11 protein-coding genes are annotated in these 15,125 nt (G+C 40.8%); 10 read left to right on the forward strand and 1 reads right to left on the reverse strand.

The genetic code is table 11. The features are described from left to right. The first annotated feature begins 27 nt into the window (after positions 1–27). The 10 genes from ACFG4S_RS14830 (at position 28) to ACFG4S_RS14875 (ending at position 13,791) form a co-directional block, all read left to right on the forward strand. Complete coding sequence (locus ACFG4S_RS14830; protein ID WP_392535511.1) at positions 28–1,062, forward strand: LacI family DNA-binding transcriptional regulator; 1,035 nt, start codon at positions 28–30, stop codon at positions 1,060–1,062. Positions 1,063–1,108: 46 nt separating this feature from the next. Beyond that, positions 1,109–2,530: a glucuronate isomerase gene (uxaC, locus tag ACFG4S_RS14835; protein ID WP_392535512.1), complete on the forward strand. Its 1,422-nt coding sequence runs from the start codon at positions 1,109–1,111 to the stop codon at positions 2,528–2,530. Between the two features lie 250 nt (positions 2,531–2,780). Beyond that, the gene (locus tag ACFG4S_RS14840; RefSeq protein ID WP_392535513.1) at positions 2,781–3,635 is read left to right on the forward strand and encodes an SDR family oxidoreductase; all 855 of its coding nucleotides are present in this window, start codon (positions 2,781–2,783) and stop codon (positions 3,633–3,635) included. Between the two features lie 2 nt (positions 3,636–3,637). Continuing rightward, positions 3,638–4,906, forward strand: coding sequence for a lactate racemase domain-containing protein (locus ACFG4S_RS14845; RefSeq protein WP_392535514.1), 1,269 nt, complete (start codon positions 3,638–3,640; stop codon positions 4,904–4,906). A 292-nt stretch (positions 4,907–5,198) separates the two neighbouring features. Next, a complete protein-coding gene (locus tag ACFG4S_RS14850) occupies positions 5,199–6,359 on the forward strand; it encodes a sigma-70 family RNA polymerase sigma factor (RefSeq protein ID WP_392535515.1) in 1,161 nt (386 codons plus the stop codon). A 148-nt stretch (positions 6,360–6,507) separates the two neighbouring features. Continuing rightward, entirely contained in the window at positions 6,508–7,674 is a 1,167-nt protein-coding gene (locus ACFG4S_RS14855) for a DUF1822 family protein (RefSeq protein WP_392535981.1), read from the forward strand. Between the two features lie 290 nt (positions 7,675–7,964). Continuing rightward, positions 7,965–9,401 (forward strand): carotenoid oxygenase family protein, encoded by a 1,437-nt coding sequence (locus ACFG4S_RS14860; RefSeq protein ID WP_392535516.1) that lies wholly within the window; start codon positions 7,965–7,967, stop codon positions 9,399–9,401. Between the two features lie 689 nt (positions 9,402–10,090). Further along, complete coding sequence (locus ACFG4S_RS14865) at positions 10,091–11,545, forward strand: aminotransferase class V-fold PLP-dependent enzyme (protein ID WP_392535517.1); 1,455 nt, start codon at positions 10,091–10,093, stop codon at positions 11,543–11,545. Positions 11,546–11,626: 81 nt separating this feature from the next. After that, a complete protein-coding gene (locus ACFG4S_RS14870; RefSeq protein ID WP_392535518.1) occupies positions 11,627–12,901 on the forward strand; it encodes a sulfite oxidase in 1,275 nt (424 codons plus the stop codon). 98 nt (positions 12,902–12,999) lie between these two features. Continuing rightward, the gene (locus tag ACFG4S_RS14875; RefSeq protein WP_392535519.1) at positions 13,000–13,791 is read left to right on the forward strand and encodes a sulfite exporter TauE/SafE family protein; all 792 of its coding nucleotides are present in this window, start codon (positions 13,000–13,002) and stop codon (positions 13,789–13,791) included. A gap of 378 nt (positions 13,792–14,169) precedes the next feature. Here the strand turns inward: ACFG4S_RS14875 and ACFG4S_RS14880 are convergent, their stop codons facing one another. Then, entirely contained in the window at positions 14,170–14,943 is a 774-nt protein-coding gene (locus ACFG4S_RS14880; RefSeq protein WP_392535520.1) for a response regulator, read from the reverse strand. Positions 14,944–15,125 lie beyond the last annotated feature (182 nt).

Below are 15,125 nucleotides of genomic sequence, written 5' to 3' on the forward strand. Positions count from 1 at the left end.
ACACGTGTGCATAAATTAAGATAAAATATGAGTAAACGAAAAATTTCCATTGAAGATATTGCTCGAAGAGCAGGTGTTTCTCATTCCACGGTTTCGCGTGCTTTGCGAGATAATGCTCTGATTAGCGCTCAGGTGCGAGAGGAAATTAAGAAAATAGCACGAGAAATGAACTATGTGCCTAACGCCATAGCTCAAAGCTTGCAAAATCAACGCACTAATACCATTGGAGTAGTAGTAACTTCCATCGCCGATCCATTTTTTGGCGAGGTAGTAGAGGGAATTGAACAGATAGCTAGAGAAGCTGGCTTGAATGTTCTTTTAAGTGCTTCACACCGGGATTTTCAGCAGGAAATAGCCACGATTGATAATTTTCATCGCCGACGAGTGGATGGAATCTTAGTAGCCGACTCACGAATGAATAAACAGCATACACAGCAACTCACTCAAATTGCTGTACCAACAGTTCTGATTAATAGCCAGACTAAGGATCAACCAGCAATATTGCACTCGGTATCCATAGACGACTGCTTAGGTGGCCGATTAGCGGTAGAGCATCTGATTAGTTTGGGACACACTGCTATTGGTTATTTGGGTGTAGGCGATCGCAGTAAGTCAAACCAAGAGCGTTTAGAAGGATATCGAATGGCTCTTAGCGAGGCTAATTTACCACAAAACAATGATTGGGTAGCAATTAGTGATGAAGACAATATCAGAATCAGCGATGTTGATACGGGAAAAAAGATGCTATATAAACTATTTATCACTGGCGTAACAGCCATCTTTTGTTACAACGACATGGTAGCAGTTGGCGCTCTCTTAGCCTGTCAAGAACTAAGTATTTCAGTACCCCAAGAATTAAGTTTAGTCGGATTTGATGGTATTGCTCTTTCCCGTTACGTCACGCCTTCACTGACAACAGTTTGCCAACCAATGTTAGAAATTGGTCGCTCAGCCATGCAAATATTACTCGATTTATTAGAGGAAAAAAGTGTGGAAAACCGCGTCTTATCTCCTTTTCTAGTAAAGCGGGGTAGTACTGCTGCATTTGGGCAAGGGGGATGAGGGGACACGGAGAAAAACTAATAACAAATAACAAATAACAAAAAATATGTTGACTAAAAAATGGAGTTTATCTGGCGATCGCTGTTTCGCCTCAGAACCAGTCCAAAGACAACTGGCGCGTCAATTTTTTGAAAGCATATCTACTTTACCACTGGTCTGCCCCCACGGACATGTAGACCCAGCTTTATTAGCTAATCCAGCAGCTCGTTTTGGTTCGCCAACTGAATTATTTATTATTCCTGACCATTACATTTTTCGTATGCTCTATAGTCGGGGTATACCTTTGTCAGCTTTAGGCATACCTAGCAGTGATGGTTCGCGTGTAGAAACTAACCACCGGAAAATCTGGCAGCTTTTCGCCGAACATTTTTACTTATTTCGAGGTACTCCGTCTGGGTTGTGGCTAAAAGACGAACTCACTAACGTCTTTGGGGTGGATGAGCCTTTAAATTCTCGCAATGCTGGATACATCTATGATTATCTAGAAAGATTATTACTGTTACCTGAGTTTTCACCTCGGGCTTTATTCAAAAAGTTTAATATTGAAGTGCTTTGTACTACCGATGCAGCCAGCGATCGCCTTGAGTACCATCAATCATTAAAGCAAGAAGGTTTTACGCAGATCAAACCGACTTTTCGACCAGATGGAGTAGTCAACCTGGATATTCCTGGTTGGCGGGAAAACCTAGCGAAGTTGGAAAGCACTGTTGGGCGAGACATTAGCACTTACGCGACTTTTGTGGAAACTCTAGAAGAACGTCGAGCTTTTTTTAAAAAGATGGGCGCGACAGCAACCGACCATAGTGCAGCTACACCTTATACTACACGCCTTACTGAACAGGAAGCAGAAGCTATTTTTGCCAGAGCATTAGCCAACAAACTCAATCCCGGTGATGCAGAGCGTTTTATTGGTCATATGTTTATGGAAATGGCTCGGATGAGTATAGAAGATGGTCTAGTGATGCAAATGCATTGCGGTATTATGCGTAACCATAACTCAGCGGTCTTTGAGCGGTTTGGAGCTGATAAGGGTGCTGATATTCCTTTAAAAATAGAATGGACTGAAAATTTACGTCCGTTGTTGTCAGCTTACGGCAATTACAAAGACTTTCACTTAATCTTGTTTGGATTAGATGAAAGCACTTATAGCCGCGAACTAGCTCCCCTAGCGGGTCATTATCCCGCAGTACTGCTGGGCCCGCCTTGGTGGTTTCACGACAGCATGAATGGTATGGAGCGATACTTCAATCAAGTCATGGAAACAGCCGGACTTTATAACACCGCCGGTTTTAACGATGATACACGCGCTTTCGTTTCTATTCCTGCTCGCCATACTGTTTGGCGACGTGTAGCTTGTAACTGGTTAGCGGGATTAGTAACACGTGGGTTAATCGAGGAAGAAGAAGGGTATGAAATGGCTTTTGCTTTAGCTTACGATCTCGCCAAAGTTGCTTATAAATTGAACTAAGGGAGTTCTAAATAAAAAATACTCAATTATTTGTTGTGGGGTAGGCGTCTTGTCCGCCCACAGCCAAAGGCGGGCAAGATGCCCACCCCACAAGATTGAATAATTTATTTTTTGGAAATCCCTTTGTTGCATCGAACTGCAACTTTGATGCGTCGCCCTGCAACTTGAATGCATCACCCTGCAACTTTGATGCATTGCGGATGAAATTAAAATGGTGCGCGAACGGAGTAAATAAATAGAGGAATTATCAATGCCAGACTTATTAAATAAATCAGATTTGATTTTACATAAACTTTTTAGTTTGAAAGACCAGGTAGCCATAGTCACAGGGGGTTCTGGTGTGCTTGGTGGAGCTATGGCGAGGGGTTTAGCCCTTGCTGGAGCGCGAGTAGTCGTTATCGGCCGCAATGAACCACGGGCGGATGCGGTGGTGGCAGATATTACCGCTAACGGTGGCGAAAGTATGACTATACTGGCAGATGTTAGCGATCGCTCGCAATTAGAAATAGCCAGATACGCTATTTTAAATCATTGGGGACAGATAGATATCCTGGTAAACGCCGCTGGTGGTAATATTCCGGCTGCCACAATTACTGCTGATGCCAGTTTTTTTGATATGCCACATACAGCATTTGAGGAAGTCGTTAGTCTCAACCTAATTGGTACTTTACTGCCCAGCCAGATTTTTGGTCAAGCAATGGTCGAAAAAAATCAACCCCAAGGTTGTATTGTGAATATTTCTTCTATGTCTGCAATCCGAGTAATTAGTCGGGTGGTTGGTTATTCAGCAGCGAAAGCGGCCATAGATAACTTTACTCGTTGGCTAGCTGTAGAACTGGCTCAAAAATATGGAGCGGCGTTGCGAGTCAATGCGATCGCCCCAGGTTTCTTTATTGGCGAACAAAATCGAGATTTATTACTCAATCCAGATGGCAGTTTAAGCGATCGCGGGCAAAAAATCATCGACCATACCCCAGCCGGACGCTTTGGAGAACCAAACGAATTACTCAGTACTTTGATTTGGTTATGCAGTTCTGGTGCTAGTTTTGTTAACGGGGTAGTTGTGCCGGTAGATGGTGGGTTTAGTATCTACAGTGGAGTTTAAAAATGTATTCACTAGCTGTAACTAATGGCACACTTCCAGATGAACAAGTTTCCGATTTAGTTCATCAAGCTTTGGCAGATCCTCAGTTAGATGGACAGCGTATTCTAGTATTAATTCCAGATGGCACCCGCACCGCTCCCATCCCCCAAATGTTTCGATTGCTGCATCAGCAATTGAGTAAGAGGGTTGCTGCATTAGATTTTTTGATTGCTCTGGGTACACATAATCCCATGAGTGAAGAACAAATCAATCGCTTAGTTGGAGTAACAGCACAGGAGCGAGAGACAACTTTTAAAGGAGTTCACATCTTTAATCATCTGTGGAATGTCCCAGATACATTTATTTCCTGTGGAGTAATTTCGGCTGCGGAGATAGCAGATATTAGTAATGGAATGCTCTATCAAGAAGTTGATGTACGTGTTAATAAGCTAGTAACAGAATATGATTTAATAATTATTTGTGGCCCAGTTTTTCCCCATGAAGTTGTCGGGTTTTCTGGTGGAAATAAATATTTTTTTCCCGGCATTAGCGGTCAGGAAGTAATTAATCTATCACACTGGTTAGGAGCCTTAATCACCTGTTATGAAATTATTGGTACATTGGGAATAACCCCAGTTAGACGCTTGATAAATCGAGCCGCCAGTTTAATTTCTACACCGAAACTTTGTTTGGCAATGGTGGTTGCACCAAAAACAAATCATTTAGCTGGGCTTTACATAGATAAACCGGAGTTAGCCTGGGAAGCTGCGGCAAAATTATCAGCCCAACTCCATATTAAATATGTAGATCGGTCTTTTAAACAAGTGCTTTCAGTCATGCCGAAAATGTATGATGATATTTGGACAGCCGCAAAAGGAATGTATAAGCTAGAGCCAGTAGTGACAGATGGAGGAGAAGTAATTATCTATGCACCTCATATTACTGAATTTAGCTATACACACGGCGAAATCTTAGCTCAAATTGGTTATCACGTGCGGGATTACTTTGTTAAACAGTGGGATAAATTTCAAACATATCCTGCGGGAGTGCTGGCTCATAGTACTCATTTAAAAGGTATGGGCAGTTTTGATTCTATAAAAGGAGAAAAAGCGCGGATTCGTGTTACTTTAGCTACTGGGATTTCTCCAGAGCGTTGCGCCGCTCATAACTTGAATTATCGCAATCCGGCTACCATTCAACTAACAGAATGGTCTAATCGGGAGGATGAAGGTGTTTTGCTTGTACCCAAGGCTGGCGAGATACTTTACCGTTTAAAAACAATTCAGGAATAAGAAGCACAGAGAAAATACAACAGTTTGCAGGGAGCATTCCATATGTGCAAAAACCTTGATAGCCCTCATCCCCTAACCCCTTCTCCCATCTTTGGGAGAGGGGCTGGGGGTGAGGGGAAAGATTTAAGCTTGCATTGGGATGCTCCCAGTTTGCAAGTAAATGAGGTACAAAATGCAGGACTTCAAATCAGATGTAAACAGTTTCTACCTCCTGTCTCCAAACCCGTAGCTTTGTACTTCATGCAAAAGAAACCTGCTGTAACTAATAACTCTTGACAAATGACAAATTTTTATGCAACCCCGAAAAAGCATTACTGAAATATTTTCAACTTTTGTGCAATTTGAAGCCGATCGCTTTAGTCGTTGGGCGATAGAATCAAGTTTGCGTCGGAGTATCCAAAGTTGTGTCAATCGCACCCCACAAGAAAGTTCGGAATATTTTTGGGCGCTTTATTGGTATAAATTTTCGCAGCTTCCCGAAACTGAGGTACTGGCTAGGCAACATCTCACGGCTTACTTGCAAGAACCTTGTTATTGGGTATCTCAAAAAACTGTTACTAATTTTGCCAGTACTCAGTATAAACTATCAGACTGTTTTCAGATTGCGATCGCCCAAGTTGATAAAGTCCTTAAAGGTTTCAACCCCAATCAAGGTTTTGGCTTAAAAAACTACGCTAACGCCATCTTTGGTAGTGCAATTCGTGAAACTTTGCGTCAAAAGAGCGAAGTTGATATTTGTACAGATTGGGGACTGTTACGAAAAATCACTAAAAAGCTTTTGCTGGAGTCTTTGCAAAATGCTGGCTTATCCCCAGAGGAGATTAATGCTTACATCCTCGCTTGGGAATGTTTCAAAACTTTGTATGTTCCTACGAAAACTGGGACTTCTCGGCAACTTTCTCGACCAGACGATGTAATTTGGCAAGCGATCGCTAAAGCTTACAATACACAAAGTAATCAACAAGTCAATTCCGCAACTCTGGAAAAATGGCTCTTAAGTTCTGCTAAAGCTGTCCGCAAATATCGTTATCCTACCGCAGAATCTCTCAATATACCCAAAGGTAGTGATGACTCCTGGGAGTGGCTAGACAATCTCACCGCAGATAAACAAGAATCCTTAATTAATGAAATTGTCGCCCAAGAAGAAGAACAAGCTAGAATTTCTCAGCAAACTGAGATTAACAAAGTTTTAGTCTTGGCGATCGCTCAACTTGAACCGCAATTACAAGAAATTGTAAAACTTTACTACGGTGAAGAACTAACTCAAGATAAAATTGCCAAACAATTACAAATGCAGCAATATACTGTCTCTCGAAGATTAAAAAAAGCTCAGGAAGCTTTATTGCGGTCTTTAGCTAATTGGAGTCGAGATAGTTTGCATATTTCCATTACATCAGACCTACTCAAAAGCATAAATACAGTGATGGAGGAATGGTTGAGAAATTATTACTAGTAGTCTGTCAATAAATAAATAATTGATGGATAAATATGCCTGTAGAGACGGCGATTTATCGCGTCTCCCTAACCGTCAAAATGAATTTGACAGACCACTAGCCCCAATCCCCAGTCCCCAGTCCCCAGTCCCCAATCCCCAATCCCCCATGACTACTGTATTTACTTTTGCAAATCCAACAGACTTAATTTTAGAAATTCCCACTGCTACCCAAAATCAAGCAGATATTCAGAGTCAATCTTTTTCTAACCCTACTTCTCGCTATCAAGGTTATATTAACGAACTTTGCCTGGGCGCTGTCTTAGTATGGTTACAAGAGGATTTCACACCGCAAGCAAAGGTCTGGCCAACTACCACTGTTTTATCCAGTTTTTGGGAATTGGTAAATGGAACCCCAATCACGCTAGACGCAACCCGATTTATCTTAATTCCCAGCGAGACAATTGATTTAAGAGAATTGCGAGTACCTCAAGAATGGGTGGATATTCCCAGTTGGGTAGGTGATTATTACTTAGCTGTGCAGGTAGAAGCTGATGAAGGTTATGTGAGAATTTGGGGTTATTGCACCCATGCACAACTCAAAGCTAGGGGAAATTATGATGCAAGCGATCGCACTTATTCTCTTGATGCCGATAATATTATCAATGACATCGGTATTTTAGCTGTGGCGCGGCAACTTTGCCCAGAGGAAGTAACACGTATCCCCATTGAAGAGATAGCCACCGTACCACAAACCCAAGCACAAAACCTAATTACGCGTCTGGGAAATCCAGAAATACTTACACCCAGAGTCGCTATTCCTTTTGAATTATGGGCGGGGTTAATTCAACATGGCGGTTGGCGCAAAAGCTTATATCAACGTCGCTTGGGAATATCAGAACAGTGGTCAGTTCTTGAATGGTTGCAAAGCGGTGTTTCTCAAGTTGCAGAGGCTGTTGGTTGGGGAAGTCTTGGTTTACAACTGAGTAGCGCTGGGGCGCGGAGTGTTGACCAAAGCCAACCAGAGATGATTATATCTCGTCAATTGGCGATCGCAGGTCAAAGCTACGAACTGCTAATTACACCACAAGGTCAACCAGATACAACTGTTTGGCGCTTTGAGTTACGCAACCTGAGTGTGGGTGCAGCCATCCCTGGAGGTTTTAAACTCCGACTCCTCACTGAAGATTTACAACCCTTTCCCAACAACGAAGATATTGCTCTCAATGCCGTAGAACAACTTTATGTAGAAGTTGCTTTGGAACCAGGAGAAGGCATAGTTTGGGAAATAGAACCTCTTCCCGAAAACTATGACCGAGAAATACTCAAATTTTAGGCGTTGCATATTTGCGCGTACCCTCGGGGAACACTTAAACTTCAATTTAATTTGTACATTTACCTGATGACTGTTGACTGAAAACCCGTCAACAGTTAACAGTCAAAGACCATCAAGAGTGTTTATACTTTAGACGCGCATCAGCTTATTCAACCGAACTTAATATTATTGTGTTCTCCAACGCTTAAGCCTTTGTAGCTCTACAGGCAGAGGCGTTGTTAAGAAATTGCAACAGAAAATGTCACAATGCATCTGTATACATCAATGAATTTATCAAACACTAATTTAATATGCATACTATTACTAAAAAGTCAATTAAAAAAGCTTGGGCAGGTGCGATCGCCACACCAGCAACAGAATTTCCCCATAGCAAACTGCCAATTATCTCTGGCAAAATTCCAGATGGCTTGCGTGGCACACTTTACCGTAATGGCCCCGCACGACTAGAACGCGGTGGCATTCACATAGGACACTGGTTTGATGGAGATGGGGCAATTCTGGCTGTAAATTTTACCGATGAAGTCGCAACTGGGGTTTATCGCTACGTGCAAACCTTTGGTTATCAAGATGAAGCCGCAGCAGGTAAACTACTCTACGGCAATTATGGCATGAATGCACCGGGGCCAATTTGGAATCAATGGCAAAAGCCCCTCAAGAATGCTGCCAACACTTCAGTACTAGCACTTCCAGATAAACTTTTGGCACTGTGGGAAGGTGGTAAACCCCACGCCCTCGATTTACAAACTTTAGAAACTTTGGGCGAAGATGATTTAGGAGGGTTAACTAAAGGATTAAACTACTCCGCACATTGTAAGCGCGATCGGCAAACAGGGGAGATTTTTAACTTTGGCATCAGCCCTGGACGAAATGCAACGCTGAATATTTACAAAAGCGATTCGACTGGCCGGATTATCCAACAAGCCGCATACGAACTAGATGGTATACCATTCTTGCATGATTTTGTTTTAGCAGGACAATATATTGTATTTTTCCTTCCGCCAGTGCGGTTGAGTATCTTCGCCCTGCTAATAGGGATAAACAACTATAGTGATTCGCTAGAGTGGAAACCTAAATTAGGAACTCAAATTTTAGTTATTGACCGAGAAACCCTATCTGTGGTCAGTCGTGGAGAAACTGAAGCTTGGTTTCAATGGCATTTTGCCAACGGTTATGTAGATGCTAGCGGTTCAGTGATTGTAGATATTGCCCGTTATGAAGATTTTCAAACTAATCAATATCTCAAGGAAGTAGCTACAGGTGAGACTCACACCCCAGCTAAAAGTACATTAGGGCGAGTTCATCTGCATCCGCAAACGGCCAAAGTTACCTCAATTCAACAACTATTAAACCAACATTGTGAATTTCCGAATGTACCACAGCAAAACGTGGGACAAGCTTCTCGGTACACATACATGTCAACATTTCGTTCAGAAACAGATATTAGCCAAGAACTAGTAAATGCGATCGCCTGCTTCGACCACAAAACCGAAACCCTCACCGAAGCAGACTTTGGAGAAAACCGTTATCCTTCAGAACCTATCCACGCCCAAGACACCCAAAACCCTGAAAAAGGTTGGGTGTTAACGGTTGTTTATGATGGTAATTCTCATAGTAGTGAAGTTTGGATATTTGATAGCGATCGCCTAGATGCAGAACCAGTTTGTAAACTAGGATTACCCAGCGTTATACCCCACGGCTTCCACGGCACTTGGAACCCAGCAAAATAACACCTTTGCCTTCCTACTAGTAGTTCGCCAAGGAAACTTGGCGGAGTAAAGGGTAAGGGGAAAAGGGAAAAGGTTTTAATTCCTTCCCCCAACCCCAGTCCCCTTTTCCCAGTCCAAACCTAGCAATTTTGGGTTGGTAGACTACTAGTTCATTGACAACTTTTATGTTGCTTGAAACCATTGCGACATCTCAAATGTTATGTAATTATGACAAATACGAATAAATACTTATAAAGAATTGATGAAGAAGTAATAAGTTCTCTAAGTAAATTAATAAAACTTCTTTAAAGAGTAATCTCAACTTAATCCAGGCTTGTTTTCGGTAAATACAGTTCTAGTAAACAATCCCACGCTTAGTTAATCACAAACTTTTTCTCTCATATTGCCTTCAATGCATCAAGTTTGTTTAATGACTGCAAGAAAATTATTTAAAGTATAGTTTAGTACTTATAAATAACAGATACATTGTATATTAATTTACTAAAATCTTGATTAAGTTAAGCGTAAGTACTGATATCATTTTTAATTAATTTATTAAAGAATAATTGGAAGAACCGAGTTTTCTACTAGGAAAAAAGTAACTATAAAGACCATAATTACTGCGGATTGATATAACTGTTGCGCTCAATAAAGCGTTGTGCTAGTTAAGGACTTCCAAAAAATCCAAATTTAAAATAGGGGTGCTAAAGATGACTGATGTACTTGAAATAAGCGCAAAAATCAAGCAAGAAGCAGCTAGATTACCGCTAGTTGCAGAAAATTTTGATAGTTTTTGGGATAAAGAAATCAGACCGTTATTCACAGATGAATCTTTATCTTTCAAAGTGAAAACTCTTAGTGGTAAATATCTCAAGTACGTGAATTTGGATAATGGTGCTACAACAACTCCCTTTGCAACTCTCAAGCAGTATGTCAATGAAATGCTTGACACCTATGGTAGTGTACATAGAGGTTCTGGGCAAAAATCCGTTATCACTACACGAGAATATGATGCCAGTCGGAATATTATTCGGGACTTTGTAGGGTCATCTTCAGAAAACTATGTAATTTTTGCCAAAAATACCACAGAAGCAATTAATGGAGCCGCGACACTTTGGGCAAAAAAACCTGGAAAAATCTTGGTTTCTGATATTGAACATTCATCAAATTTGTTGCCTTGGGTAACTAGAGACGAAGTTGTGCAATACAGAACCCAGCCAGACGGAAGTGTCAGTCTCGCTGAAATTGAAGATATCTTCAAGGCACACCAAAATCTACCTAAATCCGAGCAAATTAAGTTAGTAACTATTACAGGTGCTTCAACAATTACAGGTTATAGACCTCCAATTTACGAAATTGCAGCTTTAGCACATCGGTATGGTGCAAAAATATTTGCTGATGTGTGTCAATTAATTCAGCACGAACAAGTAAATATGGGTGCAGATGATGACCCATGTCATTTAGATTTTGTGGCTTTCTCTGGACACAAGATGTATGCACCCTATGGAACCGGGGTTTTGCTGGGACCAAAGGAATTTTTTGATAGCTCCTACCCTTATCAAATCGGGGGTGGAAACCTGCCTTATATCACCAGAAACCTAGAAATCAAGCGTTTTTATACAGAACGTGCCCACGATCCTGGAACACCAAACGCAATGGGTGCGATCGCCATTGGTAAAGCGATTAAAATTATTGAAGGACTGGGACGCTCGCGCATTGCTCAGTATGAACACTCTCTAGTTGAATTCACATATACACGGCTTCAGAGTATTCCTGGCGTCAAAGTACATATCCCAGGAGATAATTTAGCCCACGTTATACCCTTTGATATTGATGGGTTTGATGGACGCTTAGTGGCAGAAATTCTGGCGCAAGAATACGGCATTGGGGTTCGGGCTGGGGCTTTCTGCACATATGAATACATTCGCAAACTCAAGAATGTTTCAAACGAGCAAGACTACGAGATTGCCAAGGAAGTAGACAGAGGAATTACACGTAATATTCCTAGTATTATCCGCGCCAGCTTTGCTGTATATAATACATTAGAAGACTGCGATCGCTTTATAGATGCGATCGAGCAAATAGCTAGAAACGGATTGGCTCACTATTTACCTAACTACACACAAGATCAGATAACCGGTGTTTGGACAGCGATCGAGAGATAGTCTTTTGAGTGTTAACTGTTGACTGTTAAGTGTTAACAAAGGACAGTTGACTGTTAACAAGTGACAAAGGACAAAGGACAAATGACAAATGACCAAGAGGATTATCTCAAAGCACGGGTCGATGAGTGCATCTGGCAAAAAAGTACAGACGCAGGTATGTCGCGCCAGCGGTTTCTGCAAATACTAGCTACTATGGTTGGCGCAACAGCCATCGGGAGTTTAGCTAAACCTGCGTCAGCTCATAGTCAGGCAGGTGTTAAAACTAAAGCCAGTAAAATACTTAAGCCATTGCCACCAGGATATATCTCTCATAGCAAAGGCACATTAGAGATGAACTGGGAAGAGATGTATGGGCGTGGGTATATAGTCCCAAACGATTGGTTTTATGTTCATAACCGCAGTACACCGCCTCCTTTTGACCCGTCTACATGGCGTTTGCAAGTTCACGGAACTGGTATTTCTACTCCCTGTGAGTTCACATACGATGAAATCATCGCAATGCCGTCTATCTCAGTCACTTGTGCCATTGAGTGTGCTGCCAATGGTCGGCGCTTCTTTGAAGAAGCTTACAACACACCACTCTCTGGAATCCGCTGGAGGCTTGGGGCTATTGGTGTGGCTGAGTGGACTGGTGTACCACTTGGTATGTTATTAGAGCGAGCAGGACTGAAATCCACGGCAACAGATGTACTGGTTCAGGGCGCAGATGTAGATTCGCTGGACTCAAAGGAGACCAATAAATCTAAGTTCAGTAGCGTAGTTCCCATTACCAAGGCATTAGCAGATAACTCGCTCGTCGTCTATGCCATGAACGGAGAACCATTACCTCCAGATCACGGTCAGCCATGTCGTGTCTTATTTCCTGGCTGGGGAGGAAACGCCAATGTTAAATGGATTGAGCGGATTGAAGTTTCCGAAACACCGATATATACCCAGTGGGTGACAGAGCAGATGGTGCTGATTGGTGCAGACTATCCAGCGATCGCCCCGTATAAAGGTAAGTTGATTACATACCAAAATGTGAAAAGCGCCTTTGAATTGGCTTGGCCAGCTAAGCTCTCTGCGGGAAACTACTTACTGCGTGGGCGTTCTTGGTCTGGGAAAGGCAAGATTGTACGTGTGGAAATCAGCCTAGATGGTGGCAAAACTTGGCAATTTGCCCGACTGAGAGAACCCAACTTTCCATTTGCATGGACACGCTGGGACATTGAATGGAACCCAGTTCCTGGGGAATATTTTCTGCAAGCTCGTGCTACTGACAATTTAGGTAACACACAACCGAGTATAGTTCCCTGGAATGATTCTGGATTACTCTACGGGGGCATTGTTAGTCATCCGGTAACAGTACGGGGATGATGGGGAGATGGGGAGATGAGGGAGAATAACTCCCCATACTTCGACTTCGCTCAGTACAAGTTCCCCATTGCCCACTATTTGTAAAAAAACAATCGTTTATGAATGATTTTAGTTGGTTGATTTTACTGGCTGGGGGTTTAATATCTGGAGTTATAGCGGGACTTTTAGGCATAGGTGGCGGTATTATCACAATTCCCCTTTTAGTCACACTAGGTTATACTCCCGTTCAGGCGATCGCTACTAGTAGCCTTGCTATTGTGATTACCTCAATTTCTGGAAGTTTACAGAATTGGTGGATGGGCTACTTTGACTTTAAACGAGTATTTTACTTAGGAATTCCAGCTTTTCTAACTACTGGAATAGGTGTATATTTTGCCAATAAAATTCCATCCCATATAGTACTTTTTACATTTGGCATTATACTACTAGCTAATATCTATTTGATTGAACTTCGTAAACAACTATTACTTAGAGAAAAAGAAAACACCACACCAATATTTAACCCATTGGTTTCTAAAATTGGTACTGGGGGAGCAGCAGGAGTTTTAGCAGGTTTATTCGGCTTAGGTGGCGGTACGATTATGGTGCCACTGCAAATGCTACTACTGGGAGAAGACATAAAAGTAGCAATTCAGACTAGTTTGGGTGTGATTGTCATCACTGGTTTAGCTGCCTGTACAGGACATACATTAGAGGGAAATATTCTGTTTATTCAAGGTATAGTTTTGGGGTTTGGAGGTCTTTTAGGCGTTCAGATAAGTACTCGGACATTGCCAAAATTACCAGATCGTACTGTAAGTTTAGTACTTCGTATTTTCTTAGGAATACTATCAATTTATATTTTTTGGGAAGCTTGGATAAATTATCAACAAATAATTCCTAATTTATAATCAACTAAACCTATGCAATCTCAAATTAGGCTTTCGATATTTGTAATCTATCCATATAGTTTTACTTGATGATATCAAATTAATTGGTTCTTCAGTATGTGTTATGCCAAACTATTAATTAAAACTCAAAATCTATTAATCAATTAGACTTTAAGCCTCTAAACCATATAAAAGCTCTTTAAATTGAGTTAAAAACTGATATTTTTTTTGTCTGGCATAGGTTTTGAGCTTTTTAGAACGTAGATTTAGCATACCAACTACCGAAGAACTAATTAATTTGTAATTTGATTGATTAATCAAAGTATATATTACAGCTTTTTGGTTCTATGCTGTCAGAAATATTATCTAGTGTATTAAGCTAATTTAGTCTGTATAATTTTAGATGTCAAAATTTACTAGTTTTAGACTAACTGCATAGCGTACTAGACCTACAATATCATAAATATTAAGGCGCTTCATCAATTGCAATCGGTGTGCTTCGACTGTCTTAGTACTAATACTTAATAATTCTGCCATCTCTTTTGTAGAATGACCTTCTGCAATTAATTTTAGAATTTCAAGCTGGCGTGATGTTAACGAACAACTAGGCTTTGTGTTTGGAAAAATGCACTCGTCGTTTGTCGGCAATTCTGACTCGGCTTGATGGGGTTTAGTAATTTCTAGTTTTAATTCATCATTAACTAAAGAAAGTTTATTAGTATAGTTTTTAACCTTTAATTTCAATTCTTCATACGCTTTATGTAATAATATCTCAGCTTGTTTCTGTTTAATAATATTGAAGGCTGTTTGAATGCCAACATATAGGTCTTGCAGACTAACAGGTTTTAGAATATAACCAAAAGTAAATGTTAGTGTTGCCCTTTCTACAGTACTTTTATCAGAGTAAGCTGTAAGATAAATAAAAGGTATTTGAAGAGAATTCCAAATTTCTCCTGCTGCTTGAATACCATCTATTTCACCCTGAAGTCTAATATCCATTAAAACTAAATCTGGGCGAAGTTCAGTTGCTTTTTCAATTGCTGTTTCCCCAGAATCTACAATATCTACAACAGTGTATCCGAGGAACTCTAAATTTTCTTTTAAGTTGATTGCAAGAATAAATTCATCTTCGACAATAAGAATCCGATGAATGTTTGTTATAAAAGTGTTCATGAGACTATTGGGTTACTTACTATATATCGAGTATTCGTTTTTTAGAGACTGTTATGCAATATTTATTTTGTAAACAATTAAAAGTTCTACAACTACTACCGCTCTAATCCAAATCATTATCGTGTTTCTTCTGTTATTAAGTTGTGATAGCATAACTCTTGCTGCTGATTGCTAATTAACTA

The sequence above is a fragment of the Nostoc sp. C117 genome (assembly GCF_043099735.1).
In the GTDB taxonomy this organism is placed as follows: Bacteria; Cyanobacteriota; Cyanobacteriia; order Cyanobacteriales; family Nostocaceae; genus Nostoc.

Excerpts from the sequence above, each read along its gene's own strand:
- ACFG4S_RS14830 (WP_392535511.1), top strand. The coding sequence starts at position 28 with ATGAGTAAACGAAAAATTTCCATTGAAGATATTGCTCGAAGAGCAGGT.
- uxaC (WP_392535512.1), top strand. The coding sequence starts at position 1,109 with ATGTTGACTAAAAAATGGAGTTTATCTGGCGATCGCTGTTTCGCCTCA.
- ACFG4S_RS14840 (WP_392535513.1), top strand. The coding sequence starts at position 2,781 with ATGCCAGACTTATTAAATAAATCAGATTTGATTTTACATAAACTTTTT.
- ACFG4S_RS14845 (WP_392535514.1), top strand. The coding sequence starts at position 3,638 with ATGTATTCACTAGCTGTAACTAATGGCACACTTCCAGATGAACAAGTT.
- ACFG4S_RS14850 (WP_392535515.1), top strand. The coding sequence starts at position 5,199 with ATGCAACCCCGAAAAAGCATTACTGAAATATTTTCAACTTTTGTGCAA.
- ACFG4S_RS14855 (WP_392535981.1), top strand. The coding sequence starts at position 6,508 with ATGACTACTGTATTTACTTTTGCAAATCCAACAGACTTAATTTTAGAA.
- ACFG4S_RS14860 (WP_392535516.1), top strand. The coding sequence starts at position 7,965 with ATGCATACTATTACTAAAAAGTCAATTAAAAAAGCTTGGGCAGGTGCG.
- ACFG4S_RS14865 (WP_392535517.1), top strand. The coding sequence starts at position 10,091 with ATGACTGATGTACTTGAAATAAGCGCAAAAATCAAGCAAGAAGCAGCT.
- ACFG4S_RS14870 (WP_392535518.1), top strand. The coding sequence starts at position 11,627 with ATGACAAATGACCAAGAGGATTATCTCAAAGCACGGGTCGATGAGTGC.
- ACFG4S_RS14875 (WP_392535519.1), top strand. The coding sequence starts at position 13,000 with ATGAATGATTTTAGTTGGTTGATTTTACTGGCTGGGGGTTTAATATCT.
- ACFG4S_RS14880 (WP_392535520.1), bottom strand. The coding sequence starts at position 14,943 with ATGAACACTTTTATAACAAACATTCATCGGATTCTTATTGTCGAAGAT.